Genomic DNA, 17,157 nt, shown 5'->3' with positions numbered 1-17,157 from the left:
CACGAAATATTTCTGGTGAGCGCGTCGGGGTTCGAACCCGAGACCTACTGATTAAAAGTCAGTTGCTCTACCGGCTGAGCTACGCGCTCCCGCGGGCTCTAAAGGCCGCCCTCGAAATTGCGCGGAACATAGGGAGAGTGCCGCGACCGGTCAACCGGAAAAAGATGGCCGTTCCACCGGGGTTTTAGCCATCGCCCGACGCGCCGCAAATTGCGTCGTCACCAGTCCGGTGAGCCGCTCCCGCAACGTGGTCGCCGCGTCGATCTGTTGGCGCGCGAGACGCGCCTTTTCTCACGCGCCACATTCGAGAAACATTACAAATCAGCAACTTACTGTTTTGGTGGGAACCATCGCACGAGCGGGCCGTTTTCGTCTCACAAGGGACGTCAACCACCCTTCAAGGAGAAGATCATGAACAAGATCGCAACGGGTCTACTGGCGACCACCCTGTCAATTTCGTTTGCTGCGGCCGCCGCTATGCCGGCCAATGCCACCCAGATGTTCGTGCCCCAGTCATCAGCAACTTCGTCCGACATCGTGAATGTGGGCGATTCTCGTCATGACAACTGGCGGTGGATGCGCCATGGCAATCGCAATTCCGGCAATCGCGATTTCCGCGTAGGCCGCCAGTTCTCGCGCAACAATGATGGCGGCAGCTATTGGAATGGCCATCGCGGCTATCGCGAATATCACCGCGGCTATCGCCGTCACGGCGACTACTGGTTCCCGCTGGCTGCCTTCGCCACCGGCGCTTTGATCACCGGTGCGATCGTCAACAGCGAGAACAACCGCGTTTACGGCGGCGATGCGCATGTGCAGTGGTGCTACGACCGCTATCGCTCCTACCGCGCCTCGGACAACACATTCCAGCCCAACTACGGCCCTCGGCGGCAGTGTAATTCGCCCTATTGATGTGTTTAGCGCGAAGTTAGGGTAGGACGGAGCCTGCGCCGGCAACGGGCGCGGGCTTCGTCTTTTCGCGGACTTGGTCTTAAGTGCGAAATCAGGACGCGCTCAGCGTCCGGCGCACCGCATCGCGCCAGCCGGCCAGTTTTGCCGAACGCACCGTGGCATCCATGTCCGGCTTGAAGCGGCGCTCGAGCGCCCAACTCCTGGCAAAATCCTTCGCCTTCGGCAACACACCCGCCTTCGAGCCGGCAAGCCACGCTGCGCCCAGCGCCGTCGTCTCCAGAATGGTCGGGCGATCGACCGGGGCATCGAGGATATCGGCCAGCCGCTGCATGGTCCAGTCGGAGGCCACCATGCCGCCGTCGACGCGAAGCACGGTTTTGGCCGATGCCCCCTTCCAGTCCTTGCGCATGGCGTCGAGGAGATCGCGCGTCTGGTAGGCGACGGATTCAAGCGCCGCGCGGGCAAACTCCGCCGGGCCTGAGTTGCGCGTCAGCCCGAAGATCGCGCCACGCGCTTCGGCGTCCCAATGCGGCGCGCCGAGACCGACGAAAGCCGGCACCAGATAGACGTTCTGCGTGGGGTCGGCGGTTGCAGCCAAAACGCCGCTATGCTCGGCCTTGCCGATCACCTTGATGCCGTCGCGCAGCCATTGCACGGCGGCACCGGCGATGAAGATCGAGCCTTCCAAGGCATAGGTGGTCTTGCCGTTCAGCCGATAGGCGATGGTGGTCAACAGCCGGTTCTTCGAGCGCACCAGATCGGCGCCGGTGTTGAGCAGCGCAAAGCAGCCGGTGCCATAGGTCGATTTCATCATGCCTGGCTCGAAACAGGCCTGGCCGATGGTCGCTGCGTGCTGATCGCCGGCCACGCCAAGGATTTTGATTTCGGCGCCAAACAGGCTTTTTTCCGTCACGCCGTAGTCGTCGGCGCAATCCTTGACCTCAGGCAGCATCGCCACCGGGATGCGCAGGATGGAGAGCAGCTCGTCGTCCCAGACATTTTTCTCGATGTTATAGACCAGCGTGCGCGAGGCGTTGGTGGCATCCGTCGCATGCACCTTGCCGCCGGTCAGCCGCCAGATCAAAAAACTGTCGATAGTGCCGGCGAGCAGTTCGCCCTTTTCGGCGCGCTTTCTCGCACCGTTTACCTTGTCCAGCATCCAGGCGATCTTGGTGCCGGAGAAATAGGGATCGAGCAGCAGGCCGGTCTTTTTGGTGAACTTTTTCTCCAGGCCGTGTTTTTTCAGCTTCTGGCACAGCGGCGCGGTGCGGCGGTCCTGCCAGACGATGGCATTGTGGATCGGCTTGCCGGTCGCCTTGTCCCAGATGACGACGGTTTCGCGCTGGTTGGTGATGCCGATCGCCGCCACATCCGAGGCCTCGCGGCCGGCGGCCTTCAGCGCGCCTTTGACCGTCGCGACGACGCTTGCCCAGATCTCTTCCGGATCATGCTCCACCCAGCCGGAGGCAGGATAATGCTGCGTGAATTCCTGCTGCTTGCTGCCGGCGACCTTCATCGCGCCGTCGAACAGGATCGCCCTGGTCGATGTCGTACCCTGGTCGATTGCAAGGATGTATCCGGTCATTAGTCCTCCCGGTAGCTCGCCTATACAAACAGGGGAGACGGCAAGATGCCGCCTCCCCGTTCACTATGATCCTGGCGCGTACGCCAAGATTACTTCTGCCAGCTCTTCACCAGTTCGTCGTAGTTGATGGTGATCGGCTTTTCCTTCTCGTTCTCGATCTTCAGCTGAGGCGCGAGATTGCCGTTCTTGACCGCGTCGGCGTTCCAGTAGGCGAGGTCATGCTCTTCGGCCATCTTCGGGCCGATATCGCCCTGGACGCCCGACTTCTCGATGCGGGTCATGACTTTTTCCTGCTCGGCGCAGAGCGAGTCCATGGCTTCCTGCGCCGTCTTGGCGCCGGACGAGGCATCGCCGATCGCCTGCCACCAGAGCTGTGCCAGCTTCGGATAATCGGGCACGTTGGTGCCGGTCGGCGACCACTGAACGCGGGCCGGCGAGCGGTAGAACTCGATCAGACCACCGAGCTTCGGCGCACGTTCGGTGAAGCTCTTGTCGTGGATCGTGCTTTCGCGGATGAAGGTCAAGCCGACATGGCTCTTCTTCACGTCGACCGTCTTCGAGGTCACGAACTGCGCGTAGAGCCAGGCGGCCTTGGCGCGGTCGGTCGGCGTCGACTTCATCAGCGTCCAGGAACCCACGTCCTGATAGCCGAGCTTCATGCCGTCCTTCCAGTAGACGCCATGCGGCGACGGGGCCATGCGCCACTTCGGCGTTCCGTCGTCGTTCAGCACCGCCTTGGCGCCGGCGTCGACCATCGAAGCGGTGAAGGCGGTGTACCAGAATATCTGCTGCGCGACCGCACCCTGTGCCGGCACCGGGCCGGATTCGGAGAAGGTCATGCCTTGGGCTTCGGCCGGAGCGTAGGCCTTCAGCCAGTCGAGGTATTTCTGGATCGAGTAGACGGCAGCCGGGCCGTTGGTGTCGCCGCCGCGCGCCGTGCAGGAGCCGACCGGCTGTGATTTCTCGTTGACCTTGATGCCCCATTCGTCGACCGGCAGGCCGTTCGGCAGACCCTTGTCGCCGTTGCCGGCCATCGACAGCCAGGCATCAGTGAACCGCCAGCCGAGCGACGGGTCCTTCTTGCCGTAGTCCATGTGGCCATAGACCTTCTTGCCGTCGATCTCGCGGCCGGTGAAGAACTCGGCGATGTCCTCATAGGCCGACCAGTTGACGGGAACGCCGAGGTCGTAGCCGTATTTCGCCTTGAAGTCGGCCTTGTTCTTCTCGTCGTTGAACCAGTCGTAACGGAACCAGTAGAGGTTGGCGAACTGCTGGTCGGGCAGCTGATAGAGCTTCTTGTCCGGCGCGGTGGTGAAGGAGGTGCCGATAAAATCCTTCAGGTCGAGGTTCGGATTGGTAACGTCCTTGCCCTCGCCCGCCATCCAGTCGGTCAGGTTGCGGACCTGCTGGTAGCGCCAGTGGGTGCCGATCAGGTCGGAATCGTTGACCCAGCCGTCATAGAGGTTCTGGCCGGTCTGCATCTGGGTCTGGATCTTCTCGACGACGTCGCCTTCCTGGATGACGTCATGCGTGATCTTGATGCCGGTGATGGCGGTAAAGGCGGGCGCCAGCACCTGCGATTCATACTGGTGGGTGGCGATGGTTTCGGACACGACCTTGATGTCCATGCCGGCGAAAGGCTTCGCGGCATCGATGAACCACTGCATTTCTGCTTCCTGGCCGGCGCGGTCGAGCGTCGACAGCGGGCCGATTTCCTTGTCCAGAAACGCCTTGGCCTCATCCATTCCGGCGTAGGCGTTGCCTACCCCGAGCAACAGGACAAGGGCAGTTGTTGATGTTAAAAATTGCCGTCGCATAGGTTTCCTCCACATTTAGGTTTCAAGTGCGATCTGGAACGGCCGCCGGCACGCGGTCGATCCAACAGTTTCCCCCTCTATACGTAGCGGAACACGCCGACGGCGTAGACCACGGAGAGAGCGAGAGCCCACCACAGGTTGGATCCGACAAGACCCAGCCAAGCGAGATGGATAAAGGCGCTGCCAAGCAGCGACAGAAAAAGACGGTCGCCGCGCGTCGTCTCGAAGCGCAGGATGCCGACGCGCGGATTGCCGCCCGGCGAGGCATATTCCCAAAACGCCATGCCGCACAGCAGCAGGAGAATGGTGCCGAAGAACGCCGCCGTCGGCCACGTCCACGCCATCCAGGTGAGGTCGAGATTCATGGTGACACCCTCCCCAGGGCAAAGCCCTTGGCGGTGGTGGTGAGGATGAACCCGTGCTTTTGTTTCATCACACCCTCCCCAGGGCGAAGCCCTTGGCGATGTAGTTGCGGACAAACCAGATGACGAGCGCGCCGGGGATCAGCGTCAGCACGCCGGCGGCGGCAAGCAGGCCCCAGTCCATGCCGGCGGCCGAGACGGTGCGGGTCATGGTGGCGGCGATGGGCTTGGCATCGGTGGTCGTCAGCGTGCGAGCGATCAAAAGCTCGACCCATGAGAACATGAAGCAGAAGAAGCACGCGACACCGATGCCGCTGGCGATCAGCGGCATGAAAATCCTGACGAAGAAGCGCGGGAAGGAGTAGCCGTCGATATAGGCTGTTTCGTCGATCTCTTTGGGCACGCCCGACATGAAGCCTTCGAGGATCCACACCGCCAGCGGCACGTTGAACAGGCAGTGCGCCAGCGCCACCGCGATGTGGGTGTCGATCAGGCCGAAGGCCGAATAGAGCTGGAAGAACGGCAGCGCGAACACCGCCGGCGGCGCCATGCGGTTGGTCAGCAGCCAAAAGAACAGATGCTTGTCGCCGAGGAAGCGGTAGCGCGAAAAGGCGTAGGCCGCCGGCAGCGCCGCAGCCACGGAAATCACCATGTTCATGACAACATAGGTGATCGAGTTGATGTAGCCCGAATACCAGGACGCATCGGTGAAGATAGTGACGTAGTTGGCGATCGTAGGCTGATGCGGATAGAGCGTTAGCGAGGAGACGATCTCGGCATTGGTCTTGAAGCTCATGTTGATGAGCCAGTAGATCGGCAGCAGAAGCACGATGATGTAGATCGTCGGCACGATCCACCACCAGCGCGATTCCTCGCCGCGCTTGCGCATCAGCCGGGCGACCTGATCCTGCGAAAGCGTGCTCGCCAATTTTCCCGAAGCTGTGGTTTCGCTCACTCTGTCGGCTCTTTCGTTGGCGCCGGCCATCTCAGCGCTCCGCGTCGTAGTTGGTCATCACGGTGTAGAATACCCACGACAACAACAGGATGATCAGGAAGTAGACCAGCGACATGGCGGCCGCCGGACCGAGGTCGAACTGGCCCAGCGCGGTCTTGACGAGGTCGATGGACAGGAAGGTCGTCGAGTTGCCGGGGCCGCCGCCGGTGACGACGAAGGGCTCGGTGTAGATCATGAAGCTATCCATGAAGCGCAATAGCACGGCGATCAAAAGCACACGCTGCATCTTCGGCAGCTGGATGTAGCGGAACACCGCCCAGCGCGAGGCGCCGTCGATCTTGGCCGCCTGGTAGAAGGCATCCGGGATCGAAACCAGGCCGGCATAGCAGAGCAGCACGACAAGGCTGGTCCAGTGCCAGACGTCCATGATGATGATGGTGACCCAGGCGTCGAACGGATCCTGCACGTAATTGTAGTCGATGCCGAGCGCGTTGACGTAGTAGCCGAGCAGGCCGATGTCGTTGCGGCCGAAGACCTGCCAGATGGTGCCGACGACGTTCCACGGAATGAGCAGCGGCAACGACATAAGCACCAGGCAGACCGGCACGCCCCAGCCCTTCTTCGGCATGTTGAGCGCGATGAATATGCCGAGCGGCACTTCGATGGCCAGAATGATGAAGGAGAAGATCAGGTTGCGCACCATCGCTTCCCAGAAGCGGCTGGACGACAGCAGTTCCTCGAACCACTGGGTGCCTGCCCAGAAGAAGACGTTGTTGCCGAAGGTGTCCTGCACCGAATAGTTGACGACCGTCATCAGCGGAATGACGGCCGAGAACGCCACCAGCACCAGCACCGGCAGCACCAGGAACCAGGCCTTGTTGTTCCAGGTCTTTTCCATCTATGCCCCCATCTCGACACGCCCCATCTCAACCAGCCAGGAATCGGCATAGATGTTGATGCCGGCCGGATCGAAGCGAACCTTTGGGTCGGCCGGCACGCTCTCGTCCTCGCCGATGACGGCAGCGATCTCGCGGCCTTCGAGGCTGGCGCGCACCACCTTGTGGCGGCCGAGATCCTCGACCTTGCTGATTTTAACCGCCATGCCGTCACGGCCGAGCCTGACATATTCGGGGCGGATGCCGAGTTCGATGGCGCCGGAGCTCCCAGCGGCGGTCTTTGGCGCGCCGGGCAGCTCGATGCGCTGGCTGCCAATGGTCGCGGTCTTGCCGTCGATCGCCACCGGCATGACGTTCATGCCGGGCGAGCCGATGAAGTAACCGACGAATGTGTGGCGCGGGCGTTCGAACAATTCGGCCGGCGTGCCGATCTGGACGATACCGCCATCATACATGACGACGACCTGGTCGGCGAAAGTCAGCGCCTCGGTCTGGTCATGGGTCACATAGACCATCGTGTAGCCGAAGCGGCGGTGCAGTTGCTTCAATTGCGAGCGCAGCACCCACTTCATGTGCGGATCGATAACCGTCAGCGGTTCGTCGAACAGGATGGCATTGACATCCGAGCGCACCAGGCCGCGGCCGAGCGAGATCTTCTGCTTCTGGTCGGCGGTCAGGCCCCTCGCCTTCTTCTTCGCCCACGACGCCAGGTCGATCATCTCCAGCGTCTCGCGCACCTTACGGTCGACATCGGCCTCCGGCACGCCGCGATTGCGCAGCGGGAAGGCAAGATTGTCGTAAACGGTCATGGTGTCGTAGATGACCGGGAACTGGAACACCTGCGCGATGTTGCGCTCCTGCGTCGACAGATTGGTGACGTCCTTGCCGTTGAACAGCAACTCACCGTGCGAGGGGTGCAGAAGTCCCGAAATGATGTTGAGCAGCGTGGTCTTGCCGCAACCCGAAGGCCCCAGCAGCGCGTAGGCGCCGCCATCCTCGAATGTGTGGTGCACTTCCCTCAGCGCAAAATCGGCATCCTTCTGCGGGTTGGGCAGGTAGGAGTGCCTGACATGGTTGACGTCGATGCGCGCCATCTCTTCCCTCCTCAGGCCGCAAGCTTCGGCGCGGCGACGGCGCTGCCGTTGCTGTCGAAGACCATGATGTGGCGCGGATCGATAAACACCTCGATCTCGGCGTCCGGCTCGAAATCGCGGATGCCGTGGGTCAGCATGACCCAACGCGCATCGGCAAAATCGAGGTGGATGAAGCTTTCCGAGCCGGTGATCTCGGTGATCGTCACCTTGGCGCGCACCGGCACCGCGGCAGCGTTGGGCCGCTCGAGCGACAGATGATGCGGCTGAAAGCCGATCGTGTAATTGGCGTCGGCAATGCCGGCGAGTTCGGCCGGCACCGGCAGCTTGACGCCGCCCTCGAGCAGGAAATCCGGGCCCTTCTTGGCCAGCACGATGGTGTTGAGCGGCGGATCGGCAAAGGTTTTCGCCGTCACCAGGTCGATCGGCTTGCGGAAGACGTCGATGGTCGGCCCGAATTGGGTGATCCGCCCCTCGGACAGCGTCGCCGTATTGCCGCCGAGCAGCAAGGCTTCATGCGGCTCGGTCGTGGCGTAGACGAAAATAGTGCCGGCGGCGGCAAATATCTTGGGCAGTTCGGCGCGCAGCTCCTCGCGCAATTTGTAGTCGAGATTGGCGAGCGGCTCGTCGAGCAGCACCAGGCTGGCATTCTTGACGATGGCGCGAGCCAGCGCCGTACGCTGCTGCTGGCCGCCGGACAGGCTGAGCGGCGTGCGGTCGAGATAGGGTGTGAGCTTCAAAAGCCCTGCCGCGTTGCGGACTTCCTTGTCGATCTTGGCCTGGTCGGTGCCGGCGACGCGCAATGGCGAGGCGATGTTCTCGTAGACGGTCATCGCGGGGTAGTTGATGAACTGCTGATAGACCATGGCGATCTTGCGCTGCTGCACCGGCATGCCGGTGACATTCTGGCCGTCGAACCAGACCGAACCGGTGGTCGGCACGTCGAGCCCGGCCATCAGCCGCATCAGGCTGGTCTTGCCCGACAGTGTCGGCCCGAGCAAAACGTTGAGCGAGCCGTGCTGAAGCGTCAGCGACACGTCGCGGATATGCTCCACCGCGCCGACCATCTTCGTCACGTTTCTCAGTTCCAGCATGATGCCTCCTCCCAGGCTTTGTGCATCAATCGCCTTCCCTATTCCGCTGCCGCGACATGGCGCCGGCTGATGCCGCGCATGAATTCGTCAAGCGCCGAGGCCTGTTCGCGGCTGAGATGCAGACCGCGCTTGGTGCGACGCCACAATACATCTTCGGCGGTCAGCGCCCATTCGTTTTCGCTGAGGTAGCGTACCTCGGCCTCATAGAGATCAGCGCCGAAATTGCGGCCGAGATCGGCGTTCGACTTGGCGAGGCCGAGCAGCACTTGCGCGCGCGTGCCGTAAAGCCGGGTCAACCGACGCGCCAGGCGCTGGTCGATGAAAGGAAAGGCGCTCTTCAGCTTCGCCACCTGGACGTCGAAACCGGTGGCCGGGAAATCGCCGCCCGGCAAGGGCGCGTTCGCCGTCCACGGCTTGCCGCGCTTGCCGAGAAAACCTTCGACCTTTTCCAGCATCGATTCCGACAACCGGCGGTAGGTGGTGATCTTGCCGCCGAAAGCGTTGACGATCGGCGCCTTGCCCCCGCCGCCATCGGCTTTCAGCACATAGTCGCGGGTCGCTTCCTGCGCCTTCGAAGCGCCGTCGTCGTAGAGCGGGCGCACGGCCGAATAGGTCCAGACGATGTCGGGGCGCGTCACGGCTTCAGCAAAATATTCGCTCGCCGCCGCGCAGAGATAGTCTATCTCGGTGTCGCTGATCTTCACGTCATGCGGATCGCCGGGATAGTCGCGATCGGTGGTGCCGATCAGCGTAAATTCTTCCTCGTAAGGGATGGCGAAGATGATGCGCCCGTCCTTGTTCTGGAAGAAATAGGCGCGCGGATCATCGAACTTCTTTTTGATGACGATATGACTGCCCTGCACCAGGCGCACATTGTGCACGTCGTTCTGGTCCACGGTGGTCGACAGGACGTGGTCGACCCATGGACCGGCGGCATTGACCAGCAGCCGGGCCTTGACCTCCTCGGCCTCTCCCGTCTGCACGTCTTCCACGCGGATCGCCCACAGATCGCCTTCGCGCCGCGCCCCGACGACTTTCGTGCGGGTGCGGATGGTGGCGCCGCGGTCGGCGGCGTCACGCGCATTCAACACCACCAACCGGGCATCGTTGACCCAGCCGTCCGAGTACTCGAAGGCCTTGTGAAACAGCGGCTTCAGCGGCTTGCCGGCTGGATCCTTGGACATGTCCAGTGTCCGGGTCGCCGGCAGCAATTTGCGGCCACCAATATGATCGTAGAGGAACAGGCCGAGCCGGATCAGCCAGGCCGGGCGCAGGCCCTTGGCATAGGGCAGCACGAAGCGCATCGGCCAGATGATGTGCGGCGCGTTCTTCCACAGAACCTCGCGCTCCATCAGCGCCTCGCGCACCAGCCGGAACTCGTAGAATTCGAGGTAGCGAAGACCGCCGTGGATCAGCTTGGTCGAGCCGGAGGAGGTTCCGCTGGCAAGATCGTTCATCTCGGCGAGAAATACCGAAAAGCCCCGCCCAACGGCGTCGCGGGCGATGCCGCAGCCATTGATGCCGCCACCGATGACGAAGATGTCACGGACTGCGTCCACAAAGCCCTCCCGCGATTTCGCATTGCAGCATTTTTAGGTTTTTACGAAACCGTAGCGGGATTATTTCGAAATAAGAACGAATGTCAAACGAAATATCACGGGGCTGTGATAGCGCCGCTATCCGAGCGACGTTTCAATCAATTGCACCTCGGCCTCTTCGCAGATCCGGCGCACCGACGGGATGTCGCAACGGTCGGTGATGAAGGTGTTTACCTGCGAGAGATGGCCGATGCGAACCGGCGCGGTGCGTTCGAACTTGGTCTGGTCGGACACCAGGATGACATGCCTGGCATTGGCGATGATGGCTTGCGCCACTTTCACTTCGCGAAAGTCGAAATCGAGCAACGCGCCGTCATGGTCGATGGCCGAGGCGCCGATCACCGCATAGTCGACCTTGAACTGCCTGATGAAATCGACCGCGGCCTCGCCGACAACGCCGCCGTCGGAGCCACGCACGACGCCGCCGGCGATTACCACCTCGATCGAAGGATAGATGCGCATCCTGTTGGCAACATTGATATTATTGGTGATGACCATCAGCCCGGTATGGTCGAGCAGCGCCTTGCTGACCGACTCGGTCGTGGTGCCGATATTGATGAACAGGGAGGCGTTGTCGGGTATCAGCCTGGCCGCCGCGCGGCCGATGGCCTCCTTCTCGTCGGCGGCAATCTTGCGGCGCGCCTCATACTCCATGTTCTCGATGCCGGACGGGAACAGGGCCCCGCCATGGATGCGCGTCAGCAGCCGCTGATCGCAGAGATCGTTGAGGTCCTTGCGGATGGTCTGTGGCGTCACGTTGAAATGCGTGGCGAGGTCATCGACCAGCACACGGCCATGGTCCTTCGCCATCTGGATGATTTCGGCATGGCGCGGCGACAAATACACTGAGAACCTCCCGTTTTCGTTTTTCTTGTTTGTAGCTGAAAACGAAAGCGATGAAAAGGGAGACGCCGGCTAATGAAATGCCGATGATCGCAAAGGCGAAATCGATGCGGGCGGGTAACGCTGGCCGGGCAACGTTGCGGGTGCAACAGCGGCGAGTTTGCCGGGCGAGCATGAAGCTGCGTCCGAACCCGACCGCGGTTTGGGACCTGACTGGCCTGTTACCCTGTCAGTCCCTCAGCGATCTTGCACACTCGCAGATGACAGTGAAGGCGGTATCGACATCGGCCGCGGTTGTCTCGAACTGGCCTGCCTGGAAGCGGATGGCGACCCGCCCATCGACACGCGTCTGCGTCAGGTAGATACGGCCGTCATTGTTGATGGCGTCGACCAGACGCAGATTGTGCTCGTCGCAGTCAGCGCCGGATGCGGCGCGATGCCGGAACGAGAACAGCGACAGCATCGGCTGGCTGGCGAGCTCGAAATCCTCCTCCTCGGCCAGGCGCGCTGCTATGCCTTCGCTCCAGGCGACGTGATTGCGAATCATGGTGCGCAGCGCCTCGAGGCCATGGGCGCGCAGCAGGAACCACAGCTTCAGCGCCCGGAAGCGACGGCCGAGAGGCACCGACCATTCGGAGTAGTTGATGATGCCGTCATGGCCGCGAGTTTTCAGATAGTCCGGCTTGATCGCCAGCGTGCGCACGAGATCCTCCGGCTGACGGACGAACTGGATCGAGCAGTCGAATTGCGCGCCCAGCCATTTGTGCGGGTTGAAGACGATCGAGTCCGCGCCCTCGACACCGGTCCAGAAATGCCGGTATTCCGGACAGATCATCGCCGATCCGGCCCAGGCGGCGTCGATATGCAGATAGAGCCCCTGGCGTTTGGCCACCGCGGCCACTTCAGCGATGTCGTCGGTGCCGCCGGTGCTGGTGCCGCCGACGCACGCGATGATGCCGGCCGGCAATAGGCCGGCGGCGCGGTCGGCAACAATCGCCGCTTCCAAAGCCGCGGTATCCATGGCGCGGTAGGTGCCAGCGACGGGAATGCGGACGAGGTTTTCCTCGCCAATGCCGGCGACCCAGATGGCGCGGTCGATCGAGGTGTGCACCTGGTCGGAGGAATAGACGCGCAGCCTGCCCTGCCCGGAAAGACCCTTCTTGTTGCCCTGCCAGTCGAGCGTGCGCTCGCGCATGGTCAACACGGCGGCCAGCGTCGCCGATGATGCGGAGTCCTGGATCACGCCGGAAAAGCCTTCGGGCAGGCCGAGCGCCTGGCGCATCCAGTCGACGATGCGCGTCTCAAGCTCTGTCGCCGCCGGCGAAGTCTGCCACAGCATGCACTGCGCGGCCATCGCAGAGACCAGATATTCGGCCACCACCGAGACGGGTGCTGCATTGGCCGGGAAATAAGCAAAGAAACGCGGATGCTGCCAATGCGTCATGCCGGGCACGATCTTGGCTTCGAAATCGGCGAAGATCGTCTCCATCGATTCCGCGGCCTCCGGCGGAGAAGCTTCGATGCTCCTGAAGATCTCGCCCGGCGCTATGGCAGGTCGCACGGGCCGATCGCGAAGGCCGGCGCGGTAATCAGCGCCCCAGTCGGCGGCGCGCCTCGACCAGTCGCGGAATTGCTCGTTGTCCATGGATCCTCCCGACACGCCGATCAGCCAGCCGTTTGAATTTTGATTAACATGTTAAATAGAGACAGGCAACCGCGACGAAGGTCCCGCGCTACCCCGGAAAATCCGGCAGGCTGGCAAAGGCCGTCTTCAACGCGTTCGACCAGCCTTCGGAAATAGCACGATAATATCGATCGTCCTGGCCGATGCGCTTTTTCAAACCCACCGTGAACGTGTCCTCCTCCAGGAACAGCAGGTCGAGAGGCAGGCCGACGGACAGGTTCGATTTCAGCGTCGAATCGAACGATACCAGCAAGAGCTTGACCGTTTCAGCCAGGCTCATCGTCCTTTCATAGGCACGGATGATGATCGGCTTGCCGTATTTGGTCTCGCCGATCTGGAAGAACGGCGTGTCGTCGGTCGATTCAATGAAATTGCCCTCGGGATAGATCATGAACAGCCGTGGCGGGCTGCCCTTGATCTGGCCGCCGAGGATGAAGGAGGCGTTGAAATAGGAATCCGCCTTTTCGCCGGCAGGCGACGAGCTGGCGATGACTTCCTTGACGGTGTCGCCGACCAGCCGCACCGTCTGGTACATGGATGGGGTCTCGAGCAGCGTCGCGTGGCGTTCCGCCACCGCCTTGGTGCGCTCGTCGAGCAGGCTGACCACGGCCTGCGTCGTAGCCAGATTGCCGGCCGACATCAGTACGATGACGCGCTCGCCTGGCTCTTCCCAGACATGCATCTTCTTGAAAGTGGAGATCGAATCCATCCCTGCATTGGTGCGCGTGTCCGACATGAACACGAGCCCACGATCGATCTTGAGGCCGACGCAATAAGTCATGGAATCTCTTCAGGCAGCAATCTTGCCGGAGACTACTGCTCTACCGTGACGGTGACTGCAAGCTGTTCCTCCGCCTGTCCCAGTCGAATTCCCGACACCGGCGAGGCGTCGCGATAATCACGGCCGGTGGCTACCCTGACATAGCGTTCATCGGGGGAAATGCCGTTGGCGGCGTCGAAGGCGACCCAGCCGAGACCCTGAACATGGGCTTCGGCCCAGGCATGGCTTGCCGCCTGCTCGATGGCCGCATCCATCATCAGATAGCCACTGACATAGCGGGCCGGAAAACCCATGACGCGGGCTGCGGTGACAAAGATGTGGCTGTGATCCTGGCAAACGCCGGTCTTCAGCGCCAATGCCTCTTCCGCCGGGGTCGTCACGCTGGTGGTGCCCGGCGTGTAGGCGACGCGCTCGACGATCAGCGCCATCAGCCGATGCAGCCTTTCGATGTCGGTACCTTTGCCGACCGCCGCGGCAAGCTCGCTTATGCCCTCGCCGGGGATGGTCAAAGCTGTCTCCTGGCTGAACAGCCACAGTGGCGCAAAGCCGTGATGCGGACCCGAGACGCCCGCTGTGTCGCGCGTGACAACCTCGCCGGAGGCCTCGACGGTGATGAAGTCGCGCTCGCCCTCGACGCTCAACAGCCTGTTATCGTTGCCGAAATGGTCGTTAAAGCGGACTTCCTCTCGCGCGCCCTCGATCTTCAGCGCCCAGGACAAGACGGTCTGCGTCGGTCCGCTGACCGGTAACAGGCGTAGCCGCTGCAACAGATAGTGCACCGGCGCGTCGTAGCGGTATTCGGTACGGTGGGTGATCTTGAGCCGCATGCCTATTTTCCGTTTGTAAGCATGATCTTATCCGAAAACCGGGTCCCACTTGTCGCTAGCGCGGCCCTCCGGTTCGCGATCATGCTCAATTGAACCGGTAATCTTGTGCGATCTCTTCGCCAAGCTTGGTGTTGTCTTGAATGAACCTGGCCAGAAATTCGTGCAGGCCGGCGTCGAATATGTCCTTGATCGACCCTGCCTGCAGCATCGCCTGTGTCCTGTCGACGGTGGCGTGGCAGGCATGACGGTCGCCATAGTCGTCGCCCAGGAACTTCAGATGCTCGGCGAGAAAACGATAACAGAAGGTCAGCGAACGCGGCATGCGCACATTGAGGATCAGATAGTCGGCAATATTGGTCGGTTTGTAGTCGGCCTCATAGACCCAGCGATAGGAACGGTGCGCCGACACCGAGCGCAGGATCGATTCCCATTGGTAGTTGTCGAGGCTCGAGCCGACCCAGGAGATCGACGGCAGCAGCACGTAGTATTTCACGTCGAGGATGCGTGCCGTGTTGTCGGCCCGCTCGACATAGGTGCCGAGTTGTGAGAAGTCGAAGATCTCGTTGCGCAGCATCGTGCCGTAGAACGAGCCGCGGATCAGCGCCGTCTCGCGTTTGATGGCGTCGAGCACACTCGGCAGGTCGCGCTCGTCGATCGGCTTTGCCAGCATGCGCTTCAGGGCCATCCAGGCTTCGTTGATGCTCTCCCAGGTCTCGCGCGTCAGCGCGGTGCGCACCATGCGGGCATTGTTGCGAGCGGTCTCGATCGCCGACATCGTGCTCGACGGGTTCGAGGTGTCGCGCAGCAGGAAGTCGGCGACATTGGCGGCGGTGTAGTCCTTGTATTTCTGCGTGAAGGTGACGTCGGAGCCGGCGCTGAGCAGCACCGAATTCCACTCTTCCGACGCGCTCTGGGTGCGGGTCAGCGCCATGCGAAGGCCGGCATCGACCAGACGCGCCATGTTTTCCGCCCGCTCGATATAACGGTTCATCCAGTAGAGCCCGTTGGCGGTGCGACCGAGAAGCATGGCAAGACCCTTCGGACTAGTGAGTAGGGAATAGTGAGTAGGGATTAGTAAGCATTTGATTCTCTGTGGAATATGGCATTTCTTGTCCCTCTACTGCCTACTGCCTACTGCCTACTGCCTACTGCCTACTGTCTACCTAATCGTCCAACACCCACGTATCCTTCGTCCCGCCGCCTTGCGAGGAATTCACGACCAACGACCCCTCCTTCAGCGCCACCCGCGTCAAGCCGCCGGGAACGATCTGGATTCGGTCGGAGACCAGAACATAGGGCCTGAGATCGACATGGCGCGGCGACAGGCCTTTTTCGGTCAGGATCGGGCAAGTCGACAGCGCCAGCGTCGGCTGGGCGATGTAGTTGGAGGGCTTCGCCTGCAGCTTCTTGGCGAAATCCTGGCATTCCTTCTTGGTCGCAGCCGGGCCGACCAGCATGCCGTAGCCGCCGGAGCCGTGCACTTCCTTGATGACCAGCTCATGGATGTGTTCGAGCACGTATTTCAGGCTGTGGGGCTCCGAGCAGCGCCAGGTCGGGATGTTGCCGAGGATGGCTTTGCGGCCGGTGTAGAACTCGACGATGTCGGGCATGTAGGAATAAATCGCCTTGTCGTCGGCGATGCCGGTTCCCGGCGCGTTGGCGATGGTGATGTTGCCGGCGCGGTAGACGTCCATGATGCCGGGCACGCCAAGGGCCGAGTCCGGCCGGAAGGTCAGCGGATCGAGGAAGGAATCGTCGACGCGCCGGTAAAGCACGTCGATCTGCTTGTAGCCTTCGGTCGTGCGCATAGCGACGTGGCCGTCTACAACGCGCAGATCCTGGCCTTCGACCAGTTGCACGCCCATCTGGTCGGCGAGGAAGGCATGTTCGAAATAGGCGGAGTTGAAGCTGCCCGGTGTCAGCACGGCAATGGTCGGTGCACCCTTGGTGCTTTGCGGCCGCACTGCCGCCAGCGACTGGCGCAGCAATTGCGGATAATTCTCCACCGGCCGCACCTTGATCTGCTGGAACAGCTCGGGAAAGAGCTGCATCATCGTCTCGCGGTTCTCCAGCATGTAGGAGACGCCCGACGGCGTGCGCGCATTGTCCTCCAGCACGTAGAACTCGTTCTCGGAGATGCGGACGATATCGACGCCGATAATGTGGGTGTAGACGCCGGCCGGTGGCCGCACTCCGATCATTTCCGGCAGGAACGCCTCGTTCCTGGCGATCAGCTCCCTCGGCACGCGGCCGGCGCGCAGGATTTCCTGGCGGTGGTAAATGTCGTCGAGGAAAGCGTTCAGCGCCTGCACGCGCTGCTCGATGCCTTGCGTCAGCCTTCGCCATTCATTGCCGGAGATGATGCGCGGCACGATGTCGAAGGGGATCAGCCGCTCGGAGGCTTCCTGCTCGCCATAGACGGCGAAGGTAATGCCGGTCTTGCGGAAGACGCGCTCGGCGTCCTGCATCTTTTCGGTAAGCCTGGCCGGGTCCTGCTCCTTCAGCCAGCGGTCGTAAGCCGTATACGGTTGTCTAAGCCCGGAAACTTCCGGAAGCATTTCATCGAACGCTGCCAATCGCATACTCCCCTGTGACGCCATTTCACTGGCGTCGCGGGAGAAAATCAAGCGCAATCGGTGATTTGGAGGATATCGGCGATCAGTATGTTCCGACTGCCCAAAATTCGGGCAGTCGGAACAGGACCTTAATCAG

At 61.7% G+C, this 17,157-nt stretch carries 15 protein-coding genes and 1 tRNA gene; 1 reads left to right on the top strand and 15 read right to left on the bottom strand.

The window, feature by feature from the left end; translation table 11 throughout:
• Positions 1–13 precede the first annotated feature (13 nt).
• A tRNA-Lys gene (locus NKI96_RS02410) sits at positions 14–89 on the bottom strand.
• A gap of 322 nt (positions 90–411) precedes the next feature.
• Here NKI96_RS02410 and NKI96_RS02405 point away from each other — a divergent pair.
• Positions 412–912, top strand: coding sequence for a BA14K family protein (locus NKI96_RS02405; protein WP_023736568.1), 501 nt, complete (start codon positions 412–414; stop codon positions 910–912).
• A 91-nt stretch (positions 913–1,003) separates the two neighbouring features.
• Here the strand turns inward: NKI96_RS02405 and glpK are convergent, their stop codons facing one another.
• The 14 genes from glpK to NKI96_RS02335 all read right to left on the bottom strand — a co-directional run bounded on the left by glpK (position 1,004) and on the right by NKI96_RS02335 (position 17,021).
• Positions 1,004–2,497, bottom strand: coding sequence for a glycerol kinase GlpK (gene glpK / locus NKI96_RS02400; protein WP_023696520.1), 1,494 nt, complete (start codon positions 2,495–2,497; stop codon positions 1,004–1,006).
• An 89-nt stretch (positions 2,498–2,586) separates the two neighbouring features.
• Positions 2,587–4,314: an ABC transporter substrate-binding protein gene (locus NKI96_RS02395; protein WP_023670978.1), complete on the bottom strand. Its 1,728-nt coding sequence runs from the start codon at positions 4,312–4,314 to the stop codon at positions 2,587–2,589.
• Between the two features lie 77 nt (positions 4,315–4,391).
• Positions 4,392–4,679: a DUF2160 domain-containing protein gene (locus NKI96_RS02390; protein WP_023754892.1), complete on the bottom strand. Its 288-nt coding sequence runs from the start codon at positions 4,677–4,679 to the stop codon at positions 4,392–4,394.
• A gap of 67 nt (positions 4,680–4,746) precedes the next feature.
• On the bottom strand, positions 4,747–5,661 hold the full coding sequence (locus tag NKI96_RS02385; RefSeq protein ID WP_023754893.1) for a carbohydrate ABC transporter permease: 915 nt from the start codon (positions 5,659–5,661) through the stop codon (positions 4,747–4,749).
• A 1-nt stretch (position 5,662) separates the two neighbouring features.
• The gene (locus NKI96_RS02380) at positions 5,663–6,529 is read right to left on the bottom strand and encodes a carbohydrate ABC transporter permease (protein ID WP_023670975.1); all 867 of its coding nucleotides are present in this window, start codon (positions 6,527–6,529) and stop codon (positions 5,663–5,665) included.
• A complete protein-coding gene (locus NKI96_RS02375; protein WP_023730147.1) occupies positions 6,530–7,621 on the bottom strand; it encodes an ABC transporter ATP-binding protein in 1,092 nt (363 codons plus the stop codon). It abuts the gene before it with no gap.
• An 11-nt stretch (positions 7,622–7,632) separates the two neighbouring features.
• Positions 7,633–8,712, bottom strand: coding sequence for an ABC transporter ATP-binding protein (locus tag NKI96_RS02370; protein WP_023684650.1), 1,080 nt, complete (start codon positions 8,710–8,712; stop codon positions 7,633–7,635).
• Positions 8,713–8,750: 38 nt separating this feature from the next.
• Entirely contained in the window at positions 8,751–10,271 is a 1,521-nt protein-coding gene (gene glpD, locus NKI96_RS02365) for a glycerol-3-phosphate dehydrogenase (protein WP_023754894.1), read from the bottom strand.
• 117 nt (positions 10,272–10,388) lie between these two features.
• Positions 10,389–11,156 carry a DeoR/GlpR family DNA-binding transcription regulator gene (locus tag NKI96_RS02360; RefSeq protein ID WP_023742487.1) on the bottom strand — a complete coding sequence of 256 codons (768 nt, stop codon included), beginning with the start codon at positions 11,154–11,156 and terminating at the stop codon, positions 10,389–10,391.
• 226 nt (positions 11,157–11,382) lie between these two features.
• Positions 11,383–12,798, bottom strand: coding sequence for a pyridoxal phosphate-dependent decarboxylase family protein (locus tag NKI96_RS02355; RefSeq protein WP_023819859.1), 1,416 nt, complete (start codon positions 12,796–12,798; stop codon positions 11,383–11,385).
• An 88-nt stretch (positions 12,799–12,886) separates the two neighbouring features.
• A complete protein-coding gene (locus NKI96_RS02350) occupies positions 12,887–13,618 on the bottom strand; it encodes a proteasome-type protease (RefSeq protein WP_023684646.1) in 732 nt (243 codons plus the stop codon).
• Between the two features lie 32 nt (positions 13,619–13,650).
• Positions 13,651–14,445: a transglutaminase family protein gene (locus tag NKI96_RS02345; RefSeq protein ID WP_023670966.1), complete on the bottom strand. Its 795-nt coding sequence runs from the start codon at positions 14,443–14,445 to the stop codon at positions 13,651–13,653.
• A gap of 85 nt (positions 14,446–14,530) precedes the next feature.
• Positions 14,531–15,472: an alpha-E domain-containing protein gene (locus NKI96_RS02340; RefSeq protein ID WP_023693403.1), complete on the bottom strand. Its 942-nt coding sequence runs from the start codon at positions 15,470–15,472 to the stop codon at positions 14,531–14,533.
• A gap of 136 nt (positions 15,473–15,608) precedes the next feature.
• Positions 15,609–17,021: a circularly permuted type 2 ATP-grasp protein gene (locus NKI96_RS02335; protein ID WP_352802763.1), complete on the bottom strand. Its 1,413-nt coding sequence runs from the start codon at positions 17,019–17,021 to the stop codon at positions 15,609–15,611.
• Positions 17,022–17,157 lie beyond the last annotated feature (136 nt).

Source organism: Mesorhizobium sp. M0292, assembly GCF_040321695.1.
Lineage (GTDB): Bacteria > Pseudomonadota > Alphaproteobacteria > Rhizobiales > Rhizobiaceae > Mesorhizobium.
Note: the sequence above shows the minus strand (reverse complement) of the source record. Positions and strands in the feature narration are given on the sequence as shown.

What these genes read in the sequence shown, in the direction of transcription:
- NKI96_RS02370 (WP_023684650.1), bottom strand. Translation starts at nt 8,712, where the DNA reads ATGCTGGAACTGAGAAACGTGACGAAGATGGTCGGCGCGGTGGAGCAT.
- NKI96_RS02390 (WP_023754892.1), bottom strand. Translation starts at nt 4,679, where the DNA reads ATGAATCTCGACCTCACCTGGATGGCGTGGACGTGGCCGACGGCGGCG.
- NKI96_RS02375 (WP_023730147.1), bottom strand. Translation starts at nt 7,621, where the DNA reads ATGGCGCGCATCGACGTCAACCATGTCAGGCACTCCTACCTGCCCAAC.
- NKI96_RS02405 (WP_023736568.1), top strand. Translation starts at nt 412, where the DNA reads ATGAACAAGATCGCAACGGGTCTACTGGCGACCACCCTGTCAATTTCG.
- NKI96_RS02395 (WP_023670978.1), bottom strand. Translation starts at nt 4,314, where the DNA reads ATGCGACGGCAATTTTTAACATCAACAACTGCCCTTGTCCTGTTGCTC.
- NKI96_RS02340 (WP_023693403.1), bottom strand. Translation starts at nt 15,472, where the DNA reads ATGCTTCTCGGTCGCACCGCCAACGGGCTCTACTGGATGAACCGTTAT.
- NKI96_RS02355 (WP_023819859.1), bottom strand. Translation starts at nt 12,798, where the DNA reads ATGGACAACGAGCAATTCCGCGACTGGTCGAGGCGCGCCGCCGACTGG.
- glpK (WP_023696520.1), bottom strand. Translation starts at nt 2,497, where the DNA reads ATGACCGGATACATCCTTGCAATCGACCAGGGTACGACATCGACCAGG.
- NKI96_RS02345 (WP_023670966.1), bottom strand. Translation starts at nt 14,445, where the DNA reads ATGCGGCTCAAGATCACCCACCGTACCGAATACCGCTACGACGCGCCG.
- NKI96_RS02385 (WP_023754893.1), bottom strand. Translation starts at nt 5,661, where the DNA reads ATGGCCGGCGCCAACGAAAGAGCCGACAGAGTGAGCGAAACCACAGCT.
- NKI96_RS02380 (WP_023670975.1), bottom strand. Translation starts at nt 6,529, where the DNA reads ATGGAAAAGACCTGGAACAACAAGGCCTGGTTCCTGGTGCTGCCGGTG.
- NKI96_RS02350 (WP_023684646.1), bottom strand. Translation starts at nt 13,618, where the DNA reads ATGACTTATTGCGTCGGCCTCAAGATCGATCGTGGGCTCGTGTTCATG.